This is a genomic window from Variovorax sp. EL159 (assembly GCF_900100965.1).
Classification (GTDB): domain Bacteria; phylum Pseudomonadota; class Gammaproteobacteria; order Burkholderiales; family Burkholderiaceae_C; genus Variovorax.
In genome coordinates this window covers 362,401-378,860 of sequence record NZ_FMUJ01000004.1, presented here as the reverse complement: position 1 = coordinate 378,860, position 16,460 = coordinate 362,401, and the positions used below count along the sequence as shown (strand labels likewise).

General features: G+C 66.1%; 18 protein-coding genes. 8 read left to right on the top strand and 10 right to left on the bottom strand.

What is annotated here, in order from left to right; translation table 11 throughout:
* Nucleotides 1–107 precede the first annotated feature (107 nt).
* From BLQ28_RS18900 to sucC, 7 genes are all read right to left on the bottom strand, one after another.
* Entirely contained in the window at nucleotides 108–911 is an 804-nt protein-coding gene (locus tag BLQ28_RS18900; protein ID WP_093242596.1) for a 3',5'-cyclic-nucleotide phosphodiesterase, read from the bottom strand.
* Nucleotides 912–940: 29 nt separating this feature from the next.
* Nucleotides 941–3,193, bottom strand: a complete 2,253-nt coding sequence (locus BLQ28_RS18895; protein WP_093243429.1) for a CHASE2 domain-containing protein — start codon at nucleotides 3,191–3,193, stop codon at nucleotides 941–943.
* 57 nt (nucleotides 3,194–3,250) lie between these two features.
* On the bottom strand, nucleotides 3,251–3,913 hold the full coding sequence (locus BLQ28_RS18890) for an FHA domain-containing protein (protein WP_093242594.1): 663 nt from the start codon (nucleotides 3,911–3,913) through the stop codon (nucleotides 3,251–3,253).
* A gap of 66 nt (nucleotides 3,914–3,979) precedes the next feature.
* The gene (locus BLQ28_RS18885) at nucleotides 3,980–4,789 is read right to left on the bottom strand and encodes a Stp1/IreP family PP2C-type Ser/Thr phosphatase (RefSeq protein ID WP_093242592.1); all 810 of its coding nucleotides are present in this window, start codon (nucleotides 4,787–4,789) and stop codon (nucleotides 3,980–3,982) included.
* A 28-nt stretch (nucleotides 4,790–4,817) separates the two neighbouring features.
* On the bottom strand, nucleotides 4,818–5,501 hold the full coding sequence (locus tag BLQ28_RS18880) for a TerC family protein (RefSeq protein ID WP_093242590.1): 684 nt from the start codon (nucleotides 5,499–5,501) through the stop codon (nucleotides 4,818–4,820).
* 119 nt (nucleotides 5,502–5,620) lie between these two features.
* Nucleotides 5,621–6,514 carry a succinate--CoA ligase subunit alpha gene (gene sucD / locus BLQ28_RS18875; RefSeq protein ID WP_093242588.1) on the bottom strand — a complete coding sequence of 298 codons (894 nt, stop codon included), beginning with the start codon at nucleotides 6,512–6,514 and terminating at the stop codon, nucleotides 5,621–5,623.
* Between the two features lie 10 nt (nucleotides 6,515–6,524).
* Nucleotides 6,525–7,691: an ADP-forming succinate--CoA ligase subunit beta gene (sucC, locus tag BLQ28_RS18870; protein ID WP_093242586.1), complete on the bottom strand. Its 1,167-nt coding sequence runs from the start codon at nucleotides 7,689–7,691 to the stop codon at nucleotides 6,525–6,527.
* 206 nt (nucleotides 7,692–7,897) lie between these two features.
* Here sucC and argC point away from each other — a divergent pair, with 206 nt between their 5' ends.
* Nucleotides 7,898–8,821 carry an N-acetyl-gamma-glutamyl-phosphate reductase gene (argC, locus tag BLQ28_RS18865; RefSeq protein WP_093242584.1) on the top strand — a complete coding sequence of 308 codons (924 nt, stop codon included), beginning with the start codon at nucleotides 7,898–7,900 and terminating at the stop codon, nucleotides 8,819–8,821.
* A 36-nt stretch (nucleotides 8,822–8,857) separates the two neighbouring features.
* On the opposite strand, the gene BLQ28_RS18860 is transcribed toward argC, so the two are convergent.
* Nucleotides 8,858–9,589 (bottom strand): hypothetical protein, encoded by a 732-nt coding sequence (locus BLQ28_RS18860; protein WP_093242582.1) that lies wholly within the window; start codon nucleotides 9,587–9,589, stop codon nucleotides 8,858–8,860.
* A gap of 113 nt (nucleotides 9,590–9,702) precedes the next feature.
* Between BLQ28_RS18860 and yiaA the strand changes: the two genes are divergently transcribed.
* Nucleotides 9,703–10,140 carry an inner membrane protein YiaA gene (yiaA, locus tag BLQ28_RS18855; protein ID WP_093242580.1) on the top strand — a complete coding sequence of 146 codons (438 nt, stop codon included), beginning with the start codon at nucleotides 9,703–9,705 and terminating at the stop codon, nucleotides 10,138–10,140.
* A gap of 27 nt (nucleotides 10,141–10,167) precedes the next feature.
* Here yiaA and BLQ28_RS18850 read toward each other — a convergent pair whose 3' ends face one another.
* Both BLQ28_RS18850 and BLQ28_RS18845 read right to left on the bottom strand, forming a co-directional pair.
* Nucleotides 10,168–11,013 (bottom strand): IclR family transcriptional regulator, encoded by an 846-nt coding sequence (locus BLQ28_RS18850; protein WP_093242578.1) that lies wholly within the window; start codon nucleotides 11,011–11,013, stop codon nucleotides 10,168–10,170.
* A 79-nt stretch (nucleotides 11,014–11,092) separates the two neighbouring features.
* A complete protein-coding gene (locus BLQ28_RS18845) occupies nucleotides 11,093–11,866 on the bottom strand; it encodes an SDR family oxidoreductase (RefSeq protein WP_093242576.1) in 774 nt (257 codons plus the stop codon).
* 222 nt (nucleotides 11,867–12,088) lie between these two features.
* On the opposite strand from BLQ28_RS18845, the gene BLQ28_RS18840 reads away from it, so the two are divergent.
* The 6 genes from BLQ28_RS18840 to BLQ28_RS18815 are packed head-to-tail and all read left to right on the top strand — an operon-like array spanning nucleotide 12,089 to nucleotide 16,455.
* On the top strand, nucleotides 12,089–12,748 hold the full coding sequence (locus BLQ28_RS18840) for an RraA family protein (protein ID WP_093242574.1): 660 nt from the start codon (nucleotides 12,089–12,091) through the stop codon (nucleotides 12,746–12,748).
* Between the two features lie 11 nt (nucleotides 12,749–12,759).
* Entirely contained in the window at nucleotides 12,760–13,086 is a 327-nt protein-coding gene (locus tag BLQ28_RS18835) for a UxaA family hydrolase (protein ID WP_256327362.1), read from the top strand.
* Nucleotides 13,087–13,105: 19 nt separating this feature from the next.
* Nucleotides 13,106–14,350 carry a UxaA family hydrolase gene (locus BLQ28_RS18830; protein WP_093242572.1) on the top strand — a complete coding sequence of 415 codons (1,245 nt, stop codon included), beginning with the start codon at nucleotides 13,106–13,108 and terminating at the stop codon, nucleotides 14,348–14,350.
* 39 nt (nucleotides 14,351–14,389) lie between these two features.
* The gene (locus BLQ28_RS18825; RefSeq protein ID WP_093242570.1) at nucleotides 14,390–15,073 is read left to right on the top strand and encodes an amino acid ABC transporter permease; all 684 of its coding nucleotides are present in this window, start codon (nucleotides 14,390–14,392) and stop codon (nucleotides 15,071–15,073) included.
* 22 nt (nucleotides 15,074–15,095) lie between these two features.
* On the top strand, nucleotides 15,096–15,743 hold the full coding sequence (locus tag BLQ28_RS18820) for an amino acid ABC transporter permease (protein ID WP_093243426.1): 648 nt from the start codon (nucleotides 15,096–15,098) through the stop codon (nucleotides 15,741–15,743).
* Nucleotides 15,727–16,455 carry an amino acid ABC transporter ATP-binding protein gene (locus BLQ28_RS18815; protein WP_093242568.1) on the top strand — a complete coding sequence of 243 codons (729 nt, stop codon included), beginning with the start codon at nucleotides 15,727–15,729 and terminating at the stop codon, nucleotides 16,453–16,455. The genes BLQ28_RS18820 and BLQ28_RS18815 overlap by 17 nt, the downstream gene beginning before the upstream one ends.
* Nucleotides 16,456–16,460: the final 5 nt, after the last annotated feature.

Here is a 16,460-nt window from a genome sequence, read left to right as displayed (position 1 = left end):
CCCAAACCCGTCACCTTTGCCCACCTTGGCGTTACACCAAGTGACACAATTTGCGTCAAGATGCTACAACCAGTGACAAATTTGTCATGCCACCGCGTCGCGAGCCGTCAGAAAGTCAGTATCCCATCCGCCTTCAGCCAGCGTATATCCCGCTGCGCCAAACCCGCCACCTGATGGTCGGCCAGCGCGCCGATCTGGCTCATGATTTCGTCGGTTTCCGCCGGCTTGGTGTGGGTGATGTAGATCGGGTATTGCTTCCCCGGATCGATGTGCGTCAGCTCGTCCGCCAGCACGGCGGGCGACAGATGCAGGCTGCGCTCGGCCAGCGCCTGTTCGCGGCTGCTGAAGGCGGTCTCGATCACGAGCATGGCCACCTCGATTGCATTGACGCGATCCCAGAACGGCGCGTTGCGCTCGGTGTCGCCGCTGAAGACCCAATGCGCCCCGCCTGAAGCCCTTCGCACAGCAAAACCACAGGCCGGCACGGTGTGCACGGCTGGCAGCACCTCGATCAGCTTGGGCGCACTGCTGCCCAACTGCAGCATCTGCCCCACGGCAATGTCGTGAAAGCTCACGAAGGGCGCTTCAGGGCTCGGAATGCTCTCGAAGTCGGGCCAGATGACGTTGTTGAACACATGCGCGCGCAGCGCCTCGATGGTGGCGCGCAGCGCATGCACCCGTAACGGCTGTGTGCGGCGGCTCCCCACGGCATCGAGCATCAGGGGGAGCGCGGCGATGTGGTCGAGATGGCTGTGGGTCAGCACGACGTCGTCGATGCTGGCCATTTCGTCGAGCGTGAGGTCTCCGACACCGGTGCCCGCATCCACGAGCAGATCCGTGTCGACCAGAAACGAGGTGGTGCGGCAGTCTTTGGCGATGGCGCCCGAGCAACCCAGCACACGAACCTGCATTGTGAGAGACCCCTTGTATGTGTCTGTCGTCATTTGGTTTCGAACCGGGTTGCGCCGTCCCAGTTCGGGTCTTGCGGGCGCAACGCCATCGAGGCTAATCGCTGGGCGTAGAGCTGGTAAAGGACTTTTTTGGCATCGGCAGCGAGCAGGGGAGCCAGCAAGTTTCGGCCCACCGCCCAGTCCTGCCGGCGGTAGGCCGCGAGCACACCAGCCCAGTGTTCGAGCTGCTGTTGCGTCTGCTGCACCGCACCAGCCGTGCGTATGCCCAGAGGCGTAAAAACAGAAACGATCTGCGCTTTTCCCTTGACGCGCACGCTGTCGAGTTCTTGCCAGATGAAGTCGGGCGCCGACTCGCGGGTCGCGCCGCTGGTCACGATCTCGACGCCGTAGTGCCCGCTCAGTCCTTCGAGGCGCGACGCGAGGTTGACCGCGTCACCGACGACGGTATAGCTACGGCGTGCGGTCGACCCCATGTCGCCGACGCTCATCACGCCGCTGTTGATGCCGATGCCCACGCTGATCTCCGGCCGCCCGCTGGCCCGGTGCATGCTGTTGATGTCGCGCAGCGCATCGGCCATGTCGAGCGCCGCGCGCACGGCAAGCGCCGCGTGGTCGGGCGTGTCGATCGGCGCGCCCCAGAAGGCCATGACGCAATCGCCCATGTATTTGTCGACGGTGCCGCGGTGCGCACTGATCACGTCGGTGAGCCGGCTGAAGACGGTATTCAGGAAAGCTTGCAGCTCGGCCGGCGCCATCTGCTCCGACAGGCGGGTGAAGTCGCGCATGTCGCAGAACATCACGGTCATCGGCTTGCTCTCGGCGCGCATGCTGTAGCGGTCGGGGTGCACGAGCATTTCGTTAACGAGTTGCGGCGGCACGTAGGTGCCGAAGAGCCGAACCAGGCCGCGTCGCGCGCGCGACTCGACGAAGTAGCCCCAGCTCATGTTGAGCACGAAGGCGAGCGCCGTCGTGGCGAGCGCCGAGGCCAGCGGCAGCACGAGGTTCTCGCCCACATAGAGCCAGACGTTGATGCCGATCAGCGCGGCGCCCGTGCCTGCCGCGAGCAACACGGCGCGCGATGCCGACAGCAGCGACAGCCCGAACGCCAGCACAAGGCCCGCGACCAGGATCGTCAGCACCTCGTAGCCGGGCGCGTAGTCGGGCACCGCGAGCAAGCGGTGGTCGAGCAGGCCCGACACGATGCTGGCATGCACCTCGACCCCCGGAAACGCCGCGCCCACGGGCGTGGCGCGCAGGTCCTGCAGGCCGGGTGCCGTGGCGCCCACGAGCACGATCTTGTCTTTCAGTTCGTCCGGCGCGAGGCGGCCTTCGAGCACGTCGGCGGCCGCGACATAGCGGAACGACCCCGCGCCCGCACCGCCCGGACCGCGAAACGGCACCTGCATGCTGGCCGACTGATCGACCGGAATGCGCAGGGGGCCAAGGCGCAGCGATTCGAGCCGCAACGCCCCTCCGCCAGATGCGAAGGCCGGGCGCACCGGCGGCGAGCCGTTCGCCAACCGGTAGACCGCAAGCGCCAGCGACTCGTAATAGCCGGGCTGTGCCTGCCCGCCTTCGTAGCGCGCGATCAGCGGCACGCTACGAATGACACCGTCGCCATCGACGCCGACCAGCGTGTTCAGGAAGCCTGCGGCAGGCGCGGCCTTTGCCAATTCCGGCAGGCTGGCGCCGAAGCCGTTCCAGCTCGTGCCGTAGACCTCGCCCGCGGGAAAGGCGTCGGGAGACAGGAGCGGTGCAGCGGGCAACTGCCCTTTGGCACTGGGGCTCGTTGTTCTCGTGAAGTAATAACCGAGCGCAACCCGCTGGCCGTGCAGGGCCTCGGCAAAGGTGGCGTCGTGGTCCAGCGTGGGCGCGAGGCGTTCGATCTCGGAGGCAAGGCCCGGCATGTTGCGCAGCGGCCCGGCGGCGATCTGGCGCAGCCTGTCGAGGCCGGCGCTTCGGTCGGCTTCGAGGAACATGACGTCGAAGCCGAGCACCGCCACTTGCTGGCGCGCCAGCAGCTCCGTGGTCAGGCGGGCGAGCTTGTCGCGCGGCCAGGGCCATTGGCCTTCGCGCGACAGACTGACGTCGTCCACGTCGACGATCACGACGCGCGTGTCGAGCGTGCCCGGCATGGTGGCACGCAGCCGGATGTCGTAGATCAGTCGGTCAAGGCGCTCGAATGCGCTCTGCGGCCACAGGTCGGTGGCATGTGCCAGCGCCAGCAGCACCGGCAGCAGCGTGATGGCAATGCGCGGCCAATGCCGCCGCAGCGCGCTCATCATGGCGCGCCACCCGGACGGCGAAGGCCGCCGTTGCGATCAGGAAAAAGGAACCGCTCAGACCCGCACGAACTGCATGCGCGTCTTGTCGCCCGACTTGTCGCCCAGCTCGAGCACGTCGAGCTCCTGCAGGGAGACCGCGTCGGTGCCCAGCAGCACGCCATTGAGCGTGACGCCGCCCACGACGCTGGCCGCCACATAGCCTTGCCGGCGGCGCGTGACCACGGCCACGGCAACGCCGGGCTTGCCGATGGTGGTGACGACTTTTTGCAGCGGGACGTCCTGCCCTTCGTTCGCGCCGGACAGCACGCGCAGCACCGGGATGCCAAGCTCGACCAACGCGCCCGACTCCGTGGGCGCGGACGAGAGCGGCATGGATGCGGAGAATTCGCCGGACGCCGTGCGGACCGAGCCCGGCCCCATGGCCAGGTTGCTGCGCGCGCGGAAATGGATGCGGCAGCCCCCGACCTCGATGACATCGTTGTCCTTGAGCGCCTGCTTCTGGATGGCGAGCGCATTGACGTAGGTGCCGTTGGTGCTGTTGAGATCTTCAATTTCGACTTCGCCACCGCTCATGTGCAGCACGGCGTGTTCGCCGCTGACCGCCAGATTGTCGATCACGATGTCGTTGTAGGCACGCCGTCCCAGCGTCGTGCGGTCCTTGGCGAGTGCCACTTGCCCGATGACAACGCCATCGACCGAAATGATCATCTTCGGCATTGCCGACTCCCCGAATGCAAAGCTTTAACGACGGCAAGCGGGACGGCGTGCAGCCGTCGGGGCCTGTTACCTGGCCGCCCGGGGCACTTCGGCAACGCCCGCTCTTGCCAGAACAACCGAAATGTTGTCCCGGCCGCCATTGTCGTTTGCAATTGCAACCAAAAGTGAAGCTTTTTTCTGAAGCCCGACATCGTGTTCTAAAAGCGTGAAAAGCTGCCCATCCGAAACCATCTCGCTCAACCCGTCGGAGCAAAGCATATAGAGGTCGCCGGGTCTTGCGCTGTGCTCATGCATCTCCAGCAAGACTTGGGGCTCCACGCCGACGGCCCGCGTCACCAGGTTGCGGGTTGGCGAATTGAGGGCTTCCTCGGCGGTGATCGCGCCGGCGTCGAGCTGTTGCTGGCGCAATGAATGGTCGCGCGTGAGCAGTTCCAGCTTGTTGTTGCGCAGGCGATAGCAGCGCGAATCGCCGATGTGCCCGACGACCACGCGTTGCGGGCGGAACGCGGCCAGCACCAGCGTCGTTCCCATGCCCTGCAGCTCCGGGTTGGTGGTGCCGGCATGCAGGATCGATCCGTTGGCCTCGTCCGTGGCGGCCTGCAGCGCCCGCCGGACCACGCGGGCCGGCGCCTGCATTCCGGCCTGGGCAAACCAGCGGCCGAAACTGGCGTGCAACAGCGAGACGGCCATGGCGCTTGCCACCTCGCCGCCCTTGTAGCCGCCCATGCCGTCGGCCAGCAACGCCAGCCCGAGCGCGGCATCGACGTGCACCGCATCTTCGTTGTGGGCGCGCAGCCGGCCGACGTCGGTCAGCGCGGCGAACTCCCAGGTCAGCGGGGGACGGGTCGAGAAGAGGGAGACGCCGACACTCGCCATGGTTTGCCAGCGCCGACTTCGCTAAAACTCAGTGTGCAGCGGCGTGCGCGCGCCGTTGCATCAGGCGGCCAGCGGCCACGACGAACACCGCACCCGCGGCAGCCGCCGCGTAGTGCAACCAGGGGTTGGCCGCCAGCGTGTCGCGCAGCGCCACGTCGCTCACGATGGTCTCGCCGCCGACCCAGCCGATCAGCGCGGCGCCCAGCATGACGATGATCGGGAAGCGTTCCATGAGCTTGATCATGAGCGTGCTGCCGAAGATCACCAGCGGAATGCTGATCGCCAGGCCCAGCACCAGCAGCACCATGCTGCCCTGCGCGGCGGCCGCGACGGCGATCACGTTGTCCAGGCTCATCACGAGGTCGGCCAGCAAGATGGTGCGCACGGCCGCCATCATGCTGCCGTATTCCTTGCTTTCTCCTTCGCCATCATCGTCCTCGCTCAGCAGCTGCAGGCCGATCCACAGCAGCAACAGGCCGCCGATGATCTGCAGGTAAGGCAGCGCCAGCAGCTTGGCCGCCACCACCGTGAGCACGATGCGCAGCACCACGGCCGCGCCCGAGCCGAAGAGCACGGCTTTTTTCTGTTGCGCGGGTGGCAGCGAGCGCGCGGCCATGGCAATGACCACGGCGTTGTCGCCCGACAGGATGATGTTGATCCAGACGATCTTGAGAAGACCGATCCAGAAGTCTGTGCTTTGAAGGAGTTCCATGTCTCTGATCCCACTGTGTTTTATTGAAAAAAGCGCCCGCAATCCAGTGCGGGCGCTTTTTTATTTCTGCGTGGTCCTCTCATGACCCGGCTCTGCGGCCGGTGTCGTGGAGCCGTCTCTTACAGCTTGGCCTTGAGCAGCTTGGCCAGTTCCGAGAAGTTGCGCGTCACGGTGAAGCCGCACTCTTCCATGATGGCGAGCTTGGCTTCGGCGGTGTCGGCACCGCCCGAGATCAGCGCGCCGGCGTGGCCCATGCGCTTGCCGGGAGGGGCGGTGACACCGGCGATGAAACCGACGACCGGCTTCTTCATGTTGTCCTTGCACCAGCGGGCTGCATCAGCCTCGTCGGGGCCGCCGATTTCGCCGATCATGATCACGGCGTCGGTTTCGGGATCGTCATTGAAGGCCTTCATCACGTCGATGTGCTTCAGGCCGTTGATCGGGTCGCCGCCGATACCGACTGCCGACGATTGGCCCAGGCCGATTTCCGTCAGTTGAGCCACGGCTTCGTACGTCAGCGTGCCCGAGCGCGAGACCACGCCGATGCGGCCCTTGCGGTGGATGTGGCCGGGCATGATGCCGATCTTGATTTCGTCGGGCGTGATCAGGCCGGGGCAGTTCGGGCCCAGCAGCAGGGTCTTCTTGCCGCCGGCCGCTTCCTTGGCCTTCATCTTGTTGCGCACTTCGAGCATGTCGCGAACCGGGATGCCCTCGGTGATGCAGATCGCCAGGTCCAGGTCGGCTTCGACAGCTTCCCAGATGGCGGCCGCGGCGCCTGCCGGCGGCACGTAGATCACCGACACGGTGGCGCCGGTTTGCGAAGCGGCTTCCTTGACCGAGCCGAAGATCGGGATGTTGAAGATCGACTCGCCGGCCTTCTTCGGGTTCACGCCGGCCACGAAGGCGTTCTTGCCGTTCGCGTATTCCTGGCACTTCTCGGTGTGGAACTGACCGGTCTTGCCGGTGATGCCTTGCGTGATGACTTTGGTGTCTTTGTTGATGTAGATCGACATGACTTGTTCCTTAGGCCTTCTTGACTGCTGCCACGACCTTCTGGGCCGCGTCCGCCATGGTGTCGGCGCTGATGATCGGCAGGCCCGAATCGGCCAGCAGCTTCTTGCCTTCGACTTCGTTGGTGCCCTTCATGCGAACGACCAGCGGCACTTGCAGGTTCACGGCCTTGCAGGCCGCGATCACGCCAGTGGCGATGGTGTCGCACTTCATGATGCCGCCGAAGATGTTCACGAGGATGGCTTCCACGTTCTTGTTCTTCAGCATGATCTTGAAGGCTTCCGTGACCTTCTCGGGGGTGGCACCGCCGCCCACGTCCAGGAAGTTGGCCGGCTCGCCGCCGAACAGCTTGATGGTGTCCATGGTGGCCATGGCCAGGCCGGCGCCGTTCACTAGGCAGCCGATGTTGCCGTCCAGCGAGATGTAGGCCAGGTCGAACTTCGAGGCTTCGACTTCGGCCGCGTCTTCTTCGTCGAGGTCGCGCAGGGCCACGATTTCGGGGTGGCGGAACAGCGCGTTGCTGTCGAAGTTGAACTTGGCGTCCAGCGCCATGACGTTGCCCTTGCTGTCACGGTTGAGCGGGTTGATCTCGACCAGCGAGGCGTCCGTCTCCATGTAGCAGGTGTAGAGCTTCTTCAGGATGTCGACCGTTTGCGCGGTCGAATCGGCCGGCATGCCGATGCCGTCGGCGATCTGCTTGGCCTGTTCGTCGGTCAGGCCCTTTTGCGGGTCTGCGAACACCGTGATGATCTTCTCGGGCGAGGAGTGGGCCACTTCCTCGATGTCCATGCCGCCTTCGCTCGAAGCGATGAACGCGACCTTCTGGGTCGCGCGGTCGGTCACGGCCGAAACGTAGTATTCCTTGTTGATGTCGGCGCCATCTTCGATGTAGAGGCGGCGCACCTTCTGGCCTTCGGGGCCGGTCTGGTGGGTCTTGAGCTGCATGCCGAGGATCTCGCCGGCCAGCTTCTTGACGTCTTCGATCGACTTGGCGACCTTGACGCCGCCGCCCTTGCCGCGGCCACCCGCGTGGATCTGGGCCTTGACGACCCAGACCGGGCCTCCAAGTTTCTGGGCGGCCTCGACCGCCTCCTGGACCGTATAGGCCGGGATGCCGCGCGGCACCGGCACGCCGAACTTGGCAAGGATTTCCTTGCCTTGGTACTCGTGAATCTTCATGAGGGATGTCTCTCGGAAGGAGGAGGTTGAGAACGGGAGATTTGGGGGTGAGAGTGTTTGTGCTCTGTTGTTCGCGGGCGACGGCAGCCTGACGGCTGGGGGCGGCGAACAACCGCGGACTGTATCATGGTGCGCCGCACCAATACTGTACGTAGGGTTGCGGGCAATACGTACTTTCTTCTAGCTACCCCGGGGCACACTCCATCATGGCCAAGGTTTTCATCGACGGCGAGGCCGGCACCACCGGCCTGCAGATTCGCGAACGGCTCCAGACGATGCCGCAGATCGAACTCGTGAGCATCGCGCCCGAGCTGCGAAAAGACGTGAACGCCAAGCGCGACCTGATGGCCGGCGTCGATCTCGTGGTGCTGTGCCTGCACGACGACGCGGCCCGCGAGTCGGTCGCGCTGATCGACCAGCTGCCCGGCAAGAAGCCCAAGATCATCGACGCCTCCACGGCGCACCGCATCGCCCCCGGCTGGGTGTTCGGCTTCCCCGAGTTGGTGGCCGGCCACTGGCAGGCCGTGGCCCAGGCCGACCGCGTCGGCAACCCCGGCTGCTACGCCACCGGCGCCATCGCCATGGTGCGCCCGCTGGTCGACGCAGGCCTGCTGCCCGCCGACTTCCCGATCTCGCTGCCCTCGGTGAGCGGCTATTCGGGCGGCGGCCGGACCATGATCGAGGCCTACGAAAAGAACGACGCGCCGCTTTTCGAGACCTACGCGCTGGGCCTCAAGCACAAGCACATCCCCGAAATCATGAAGTACACCGGCCTGACCCGCCGGCCGGTCTTCATTCCGTCGGTGGGCAATTTCAAGCAGGGCATGCTGGTCCAGCTGCCGCTGCACCTCGACCTGCTGCCCGGCAAGCCGAAGGCCGGCGACCTGCAGGACGCGCTGGCCGCGCACTACGCCAAGAGCAACACGCCCGAACAGTTCGTGAAGGTGCTGCCGCCCACCGAAGACGGCAAGCTCGATGCGCTGGCGCTCAACGACACCAACCAGCTCGAGATTCGCGTGTTCCCGAATGAAGACCACCACCATGCCGTGGTGATCGCGCGCCTGGACAACCTCGGCAAGGGCGCAAGCGGCGCCGCGGTGCAAAACCTGAAGTTGATGCTGGCGCTCTGAGGCGCCGCCAGGCCTTCCGGCTTCAGCACCCGCGGGTCAGTTCACCAGCCACAGGCCCACGCCCAGCAGGGCCGCGTGCGCGCCCAGCGCGATGTAAAGCGGCTTGCGCGATGGCGCCGCCAGATCCTGCAGCGTCTCGTTGATGCGGCGCGCGAGCAGCGCACGCAGCGCCGGGTCTTGCGCGACAGCGCCTTCGCCCGCCACCGGCTCGCCGTGCGCGGCGCGGCTTTCCTGCCACTCGGCGAGCATCTCGCTCATCGGCAGCCGGTTCAGCACGAAAGCGACCACCGACCGCACCGCCTTGCCTTCGCCCAGCACCGGCGCGAGCTGCTTGCTCAATGCGTCGACCGACAGCCAATCGGCCGCGCGCTGCAGCGTGCCGTGGGTGCGCGGCATGGCCTCGATGCGGCCCGCGATCGCACCGCCCAGCTTCTGGGCCACGGCTTCGCCCCGCGCCGCCACCAGATGCTGCATGGCGCGTGCGCGGCCGTGGGCCACGCCCAATGCCACGTAAACGCCCACGAACAAGAGCAGCAGAACGGCCACCAGCAGCGACGGCGAGGTGAGCAACGCCAGGATGGCGCCGACCCCGCCGGCACGCGCCGCCGTATTGCCCGGCCCCTGCAGCTGGCTCACATAAAAGATGAAAGCGCCGCCGCCCAGGACAAGCCCGAGCAAGCCGCCCTTGATGACCGAGCCTGCAAAGGCAAGGCCGGCCTTGGCGCCTGTGCGAACGAGGGACGGCTCGCTGACGGGTTCAGATGACATTGAAAAGCTCCTCCGGTTTTTTTTGAGGCCGCCCCGTGCGAGGCCGGTCGCGAATGATCATGCCATCGGCGCCCACACCATAATCGCGCTCCTACCAACACGAGGAGGACTTCATGGCCGTCAAATTCCAGAAACCGACCGGAGCGTTCGTCGCCGCATCCTGGGCCGCACTTCTCGTCGGCGCCATCGTCTATCTGATCGGGCTGTGGAACGCCACCATGCAGCTCAACGAAAAGGGCTACTACTTCACCGTCCTGATGTATGGCCTCTTCGCCGCCGTGTCGCTGCAAAAGACCGTGCGCGACAAGCTCGAGGGCACCTCGGTCACCGCCATCTACTACGGCCTGTGCTGGATCTCCCTGCTGCTCTCGGTGGCGCTGCTCGCCATCGGCCTGTTCAACGCCACGCTGGCCAACAGCGAAAAGGGCTTCTACGGCATGGCCTTCCTGCTGAGCCTGTTCGGCGCGGTGGCGGTGCAGAAGAACGTGCGCGACATCGCGGCGTACAAGAACGAACACCCCACGGCCGACGACATTCCCGACGCGGGCTGACACGCCCTCGCCGTCGCGCCAGCCGCGCTACTCGTTGTCGTTGTAGCCGCTGGCGCCCATCAGCGCCGACAGGCGCGCCGCGATGCTGCCGGCAATCTCCCGCACCTGCGCCACGTCGGGGCCGGCCTTCTGGTCGATGCGCTCCAGGTGCGGCACGTTGATCGCCGCGAGCACGTGGTTGGCCACCCCCATCACCGGAAAGGCGATGTTGGTGATGCCCCGGATCTGCCGGCTCGGCATCGCCGCGTGGCCACGCTCACGCACGTCCTTGAGGATCGCGAAAAGCTCGCCCGGGTCCATGTCCTGCTCGCCCTCGACGCGGATGTGCGTGCCCAGCATGCGGGCGCGGTCGATCTCGTCGCGAAAGGCCAGCAGCACGTGGCCGGACGAGGTGTCGGTCAGCCCCATCATCACGCCCACCTTGAGCCCGAACGACCAGCGCTCCGGGCTCTCGACCTGCGCAATCACCACCACCCGCCCGCCCTGGTACATCGCCAGGTGGCACGACTGGCGCGAGCGATTCGCCAGCTCGCGCAGCAGCGGCAGCGCCGCGCTCACCAGGCTCTTGAGCGGCTGCTGGCGGTGCGCCAGCTCGAACATCCGCAGCGTGAGCGTGTAGCGGTCGTTCTCGTCGACCTGCACATAGCCGCGCCGCTGCAGCGTCACCGCCATGCGGAAGATCTCGCTGACCTTGCGGCCGACCTTCTGCGCCAGCTCGTTGAGCGTGCAGCCGGTGACGCTGTCGGCCAGCACCTCCAGGATGTCCAGCCCCTTTTCAAGGGCCGGCGCCGAGTAGCGCGGCCCGGCGTCCAACCCGTCTTCCGGCTCGGAAGACGGGGCTTCGATCGATGGCTCTGTGAGGCTGCTCGGCATCTTTGGATTCATGGCGCGTCAAGCGTACACGCACGGCAAACCGGCTTCGGACGACGCCGGCCCGCCATGCATCAATGCCTCAGTTCGACCAGCCGCCGTCGATCATGTGGATGGTGCCGGTCGTGAAGGCCGACTCGTCCGACGCCAGGTACACCACCAGCGCGGCGATTTCTTCCGGCCGGCCGACGCGGCCCAGCGGCTGGCGCGCGACGAACGCGGCACGCACCGTGGCCTCGTCGGCACCGGCCTGCTCGGCCTGGGCGGCGATGCGGTCGCGCAGCGAGGGCGATTCGACGGTGCCCGGGCAGATCGCGTTGCAGCGGATGCCTTGCTGGATGAAGTCCGCCGCCACCGCCTTGGTCAGCCCGATGACCGCCGCCTTCGACGCACCGTAGACAAAGCGGTTGGGCACGCCCTTCACGCTCGACGCGGCCGAGGCCATGTTGATGATCGAGCCGCCGTGTTCCAGCATTGCGGGCAGGAAGGCGCGGATGGTGCGGTACATCGACTTCACGTTGAGGTCCATGCTGAAGTCCCAGTCGGCTTCCTCGCAGGCCAGGATGTTGCCGCTGTGCACGAAGCCGGCGCAGTTGAAGAGCACGTCCAGCCGTCCGGCAGTCTGTGCGAAGGCCTGCAGCGCGGCGCTGTCGCGCACGTTGAGCGACGCGGTCTTGAGGCCCGCCAGCCCTTCCTCGCGCGCCAGTGCGGCGAGTTCGGCCAGCGCGGCCTCGTCCACGTCGGTGGCCCACACGGTGGCGGCGCCTTCACGGGCCAGTGCGAGTGCGCTGGCGCGGCCGATGCCCTTGCCTGCGGCGGTGACGAGGATGTTCTTGCCCTGAACGCGGTTGCTCATGTTGCGGTGTCCTTGGTTTGATTTGAGTACTGATGAAATTTCTATTTCATGTATGAAATCAAATGTACGTCAAGGCCTCCGGATTTGGAGCGCCTGAAAGATGCCAGACCACGCCTTTTTCATCGGTATTTACCCGTAAACAGGCGCAAACCCCAGCGTCAAAACCGGCCTGCCCTGTTAGCCTAAATGCTGAAATCAAGTTTTATCTAAGAAAACAAAAACATGACCACCGCGACTGACTTGCTGCTGCCCCGGTTGCAGGCCTGCTACACCGGCATCCTTCACGACGTCATGCGCGCCGCGGGCCTGCGCGACTTCACGCTGCCGCCCACGCTGCGCCCGCTGATCGCCGGCAAGAAGATCTGCGGCCCGGCCTTCACGGTGAGCGGTCGCGTCGACCCCACCGCCGACCCGCACGAAACGCTGATGGCCTGGACCGGCTTTTTGTCGCGCGCCAAGCCGGGCCACATCGCGGTGATCCAGCCCAACGACTCGACGGTCTCGCACATGGGCGAACTCTCGGCCGAGACGCTCGGACGCAAGGGCGTGCTGGGCGTGATCGCCGACGGCGGCGTGCGCGATGCCGAATTCATCATCGCGCAGGGCTTCCAGGTCTGGCACCGCTACTTCACGCCGCGCGACGTGGTCGGCTACTGGCTGCCCGACGCGATGGACGTGCCGGTGCGCATCGGCGACGTCACGGTGAACCCCGGCGACCTGCTGCTGGCCGACACCGACGGCGTGATCTGCATCCCGCTCGCGCAGGCCGACGCGCTCATCACCGAGGCCGAACACATGATGGGCCGCGAGAACCTCGTGCGCACCGCCATCCTCGCGGGCACCGACCCGCAAGAGGCCTACCTGAAGTACCGCAAGTTCTGAGGCATCGAACGGTGAGCGCCACGCAACCCCTCGACGCCCGGCTCGTGCTGCTGTCGCCCGAAGACAACTGCCTGATCGCCTGCACCCACCTGGCCGCCGGCACGGTGGTGCAGCTCGAAGGCGGCAGCGCCACGCTGCCGCGCGACATCGGCCTGGGCCACAAGCTCGCGCGCCGCGCCATCGCCGCCGGCGAGAAGGTGCTGAAGTACGGCGCCGTCATCGGCAGCCTGCGCGTGCCGGTCGAGGCCGGCGAGCACATCCACACGCACAACCTCGACAGCGACTACACCCCCACCTACACGCTGGACGAAGGCAAGACCTTCGTCGGCCATGCCTGAAGCGACGACAAGACCCGCCATGCGCTCAACGAACCAGCTCCAACTCCACGGCTACCCGCGCGCCGACGGCCGCAAGGGCATCCGCAACGTGGTGGTCGTGGCCTACCTGGTCGAATGCGCGCACCACGTGGCGCGCGAGATCACGCTGAACTTCCGCCAGCAGCAGGGCGACGTCGAGGTGCACCTTGTCGGCTTCCCCGGCTGCTACCCCAATGCGTACGCCGAACGCATGATGGAAGCGATCACCACGCACCCCAACGTGGGCGCGGCGCTGTTGATCTCGCTGGGTTGCGAGAGCATGAACAAGCGCAAGCTCGAACAGGCCATCGAGGCCTCGGGCCGGCCGGTGCACACGCTGACGATCCAGCAGAAGGGCGGCACCCGCAGCACGATCCGCGAAGGCACCGAATGGGTCGAATGGGCGCTGGCCGAACTCGCGCAGCAAGAGCGCGTGCCGATGGCCATGAACGAACTCATCGTCGGCACCATCTGCGGCGGCTCCGATGGCACCAGCGGCATCACCGCCAACCCGGCCGTAGGCCGCGCCTTCGACCTGCTCATCGCACAAGATGCGCGCTGCATCTTCGAAGAAACCGGCGAGCTGATCGGCTGCGAGTTCCACATGAAGCGGCGCGCCGCCACGCCCGAACTCGGCGAGGCGATCGTCGAATGCGTGAACAAGGCCGCGCGCTACTACAGCACCATGGGCCACGGCAGCTTTGCGCCGGGCAATGCCGACGGCGGCCTCTCGACCATCGAGGAGAAATCGCTCGGCGCCTATGCCAAGAGCGGCGCCTCGCCGATCAACGGCATCGTGAAGCCGGGCGACGTGCCGCCGCAGGGCGGCCTGTACCTGCTCGACGTGGTGCCCGATGGCGAGCCGCGCTTCGGCTTTCCGAACATCAGCGACAACGCCGAGATCGTCGAGCTGATCGCCTGCGGCGCGCACCTCATCCTGTTCACCACCGGACGCGGCTCGGTGGTGGGCTCGGCGGTCTCGCCGGTCATCAAGGTCTGCGCCAACCCCGACACCTACCGCCACCTTGCCGAGGACATGGATGTGGACGCCGGCCGCATCCTCGAAGGGCGCGGCACGCTGCAGGAGGTGGGGCAGGAGATCTTCGATGCGGTGCGCGACGTGGCCAACGGCGCGGCCAGCAAGTCCGAAGGGCTGGGCCACCGCGAGTTCATCCTGACCTACAAGGCCTTCGAGCCGCTGGGCCCTTCGTGCCTGCCGCTGCGCCCCATGGCACACGCGGCCTGAGCCGGCCACTCCTGCGAACGATTCCCCGAAGGAGATTGCTTGAACTACCAGTTCGATTTCGCCCCCGTGCTTGCGCAGTGGCCGCTGCTGCTGGAAGGCGCATGGACGACGATCCAGTTGTCTTTCATCGCCACCCTGCTGGGCTTTGCGCTGGGCACGGTCTGCGCACTGGGCCGCAACAGCCGGCACGGCTGGCTGCGCGGCCTGACGGGCGCCTATGTGGAGGCGATCCGCAACACGCCGTTGCTCATCCAGAGCTACTTCCTGATCTTCGGCCTGTCGAGCGCGGGCGTGACCATGCCGATATTGGTGGGCGCGGTGCTCGCGCTGGTGGTGAACATCGGCGCATACAGCTGCGAGATCATCCGCGCCGGCATCGAGTCGATCCACAAGGGCCAGCTCGAAGCCGCGCAATGCCTGGGCCTGTCGAAGCTGCAGGTGTTCTGGCACGTGATCCTTCGCCCGGCCGTGGAGCGCGTGTACCCAGCGCTCGCCAGCCAGTTCGTGCTGCTGATGCTGGCCTCCAGCATCATGTCGTCGATCGGCGCGGAAGAGCTGTTCGGCGTGGCCAACCGCATCCAGTCGGACACCTTCCGCAACTTCGAGATCTTCATCGTGCTGTGGGTGGTGTACCTCGCGCTGTCGTACGCCATGCGCCTGGGCTTCTGGCTGCTGGGCATGCTGATCTTTCCGCGCCGGCGCAAGCTCGGCACGCCGCTGTGAAGGGAGCCGCGCCATGACATTCATGCCGGCCGATCACTTCGGCTTTCTCCTGTTGGGTGCCTGGGGCACGGTGCAGCTTTCGGCGCTCGCCTTCGTCGGCGGCGGGCTGATCGGGCTTGCCGTGGCGCTGGCCCGCGTATCGCCAGTGAAGGCGGTGCGCATGGCGGCCGCGGGCTACATCCAGGTCATCCAGGGCACGCCATTGCTGGTGCTGATGGGCGTGTGCTTCTTCGGCCCCAACATCGCCGGCATCGGCTCGGTGCCCGCGATCGTCGCGGCGGCACTGGCCATCACGGTCTATGCGAGCGCCTTCCTCGGCGAGATCTGGCGCGGCTGCATCCAGGCGGTGCCGCGCGCGCAATGGGAAGCCGCCGAATGCCTGGCGCTCACGCGCTGGGAGCGCATGCGCCGCGTGATCCTGCCGCAGGCGCTGCGCATCGCGACGCCGCCCACCGTGGGCTTCCTGGTGCAGATCATCAAGAACACATCGATCGCGTCGCTGGTGGTCGGCTATGCCGAGCTGTCCTACAACGCGAAGGTGCTGAACAACTCGACCTTCCAGCCCTTCCTGTATTTCGGGTGTGCGGTGGTTCTCTATTTCATTCTTTGCTACCCGCTCTCGCGGTGGAGCCGCGCCCTCGAAAGGAAGCTCAATGCAGCCCGTGGTTGAACTCAACGACGTCCACAAGCACTTCGGCAAGCTGCATGTGCTCAAGGGCGTGTCGTTCTCGGTGACGCGCGGGCAGGTGGTCGCCATCATCGGCCAGAGCGGCTCGGGCAAGAGCACGGCGCTGCGCTGCATCGACCGGCTGGAGACCATCGACAGCGGCACCATCCAGTGCTGCGGCCATGCGGTGCACGACGCGACACTGAACCTGCGTGAGCTGCGCAAGGACGTGGGCATCGTGTTCCAGAGCTACAACCTGTTCCCACACCTCACGGTCAAGCAGAACATCACGCTCGCGCCGCAGTCGGTGAAGAAGCTGCGCGCCTCCGAAGCCAATGCGCTGGCCATGGAGGTGCTCGAGCGCGTGGGCCTGGCCGAGAAGGCCGACGCCTACCCCGAACAGCTCTCAGGCGGCCAGCAGCAGCGCGTGGCCATTGCACGCTCGCTCGCGATGAAGCCGCAGCTCATGCTGTTCGACGAAGTGACGTCCGCGCTCGACCCGCAGCTCACCGGCGAAGTGCTCAAGGTGATGGAAAAGCTCGCGTCCGAAGGCATGACCATGATCCTGGTCACGCACGAGATGGCCTTTGCGCGCGGCGTGGCCGACAAGATCATCTACATGCACCAGGGGCTGGTCTGGGAAGAGGGCGACGCCAGCATCCTGAGCAACCCGCAGACGCCCGAGCTGCAGCATTTCCTTGGCACCGGGCTTTGAGACCC

Bases quoted from the DNA above. Each gene is read 5' to 3' on its own strand.
- BLQ28_RS18845 (WP_093242576.1), bottom strand. From the start codon at position 11,866: ATGAGCAACCGCGTTCAGGGCAAGAACATCCTCGTCACCGCCGCAGGC.
- yiaA (WP_093242580.1), top strand. From the start codon at position 9,703: ATGGCCGTCAAATTCCAGAAACCGACCGGAGCGTTCGTCGCCGCATCC.
- BLQ28_RS18850 (WP_093242578.1), bottom strand. From the start codon at position 11,013: ATGCCGAGCAGCCTCACAGAGCCATCGATCGAAGCCCCGTCTTCCGAG.
- sucC (WP_093242586.1), bottom strand. From the start codon at position 7,691: ATGAAGATTCACGAGTACCAAGGCAAGGAAATCCTTGCCAAGTTCGGC.
- BLQ28_RS18830 (WP_093242572.1), top strand. From the start codon at position 13,106: ATGCGCTCAACGAACCAGCTCCAACTCCACGGCTACCCGCGCGCCGAC.
- BLQ28_RS18820 (WP_093243426.1), top strand. From the start codon at position 15,096: ATGCCGGCCGATCACTTCGGCTTTCTCCTGTTGGGTGCCTGGGGCACG.
- BLQ28_RS18895 (WP_093243429.1), bottom strand. From the start codon at position 3,193: ATGAGCGCGCTGCGGCGGCATTGGCCGCGCATTGCCATCACGCTGCTG.
- BLQ28_RS18880 (WP_093242590.1), bottom strand. From the start codon at position 5,501: ATGGAACTCCTTCAAAGCACAGACTTCTGGATCGGTCTTCTCAAGATC.
- BLQ28_RS18860 (WP_093242582.1), bottom strand. From the start codon at position 9,589: ATGTCATCTGAACCCGTCAGCGAGCCGTCCCTCGTTCGCACAGGCGCC.
- BLQ28_RS18840 (WP_093242574.1), top strand. From the start codon at position 12,089: ATGACCACCGCGACTGACTTGCTGCTGCCCCGGTTGCAGGCCTGCTAC.
- argC (WP_093242584.1), top strand. From the start codon at position 7,898: ATGGCCAAGGTTTTCATCGACGGCGAGGCCGGCACCACCGGCCTGCAG.
- BLQ28_RS18815 (WP_093242568.1), top strand. From the start codon at position 15,727: ATGCAGCCCGTGGTTGAACTCAACGACGTCCACAAGCACTTCGGCAAG.
- BLQ28_RS18900 (WP_093242596.1), bottom strand. From the start codon at position 911: ATGCAGGTTCGTGTGCTGGGTTGCTCGGGCGCCATCGCCAAAGACTGC.
- sucD (WP_093242588.1), bottom strand. From the start codon at position 6,514: ATGTCGATCTACATCAACAAAGACACCAAAGTCATCACGCAAGGCATC.
- BLQ28_RS18890 (WP_093242594.1), bottom strand. From the start codon at position 3,913: ATGCCGAAGATGATCATTTCGGTCGATGGCGTTGTCATCGGGCAAGTG.
- BLQ28_RS18885 (WP_093242592.1), bottom strand. From the start codon at position 4,789: ATGGCGAGTGTCGGCGTCTCCCTCTTCTCGACCCGTCCCCCGCTGACC.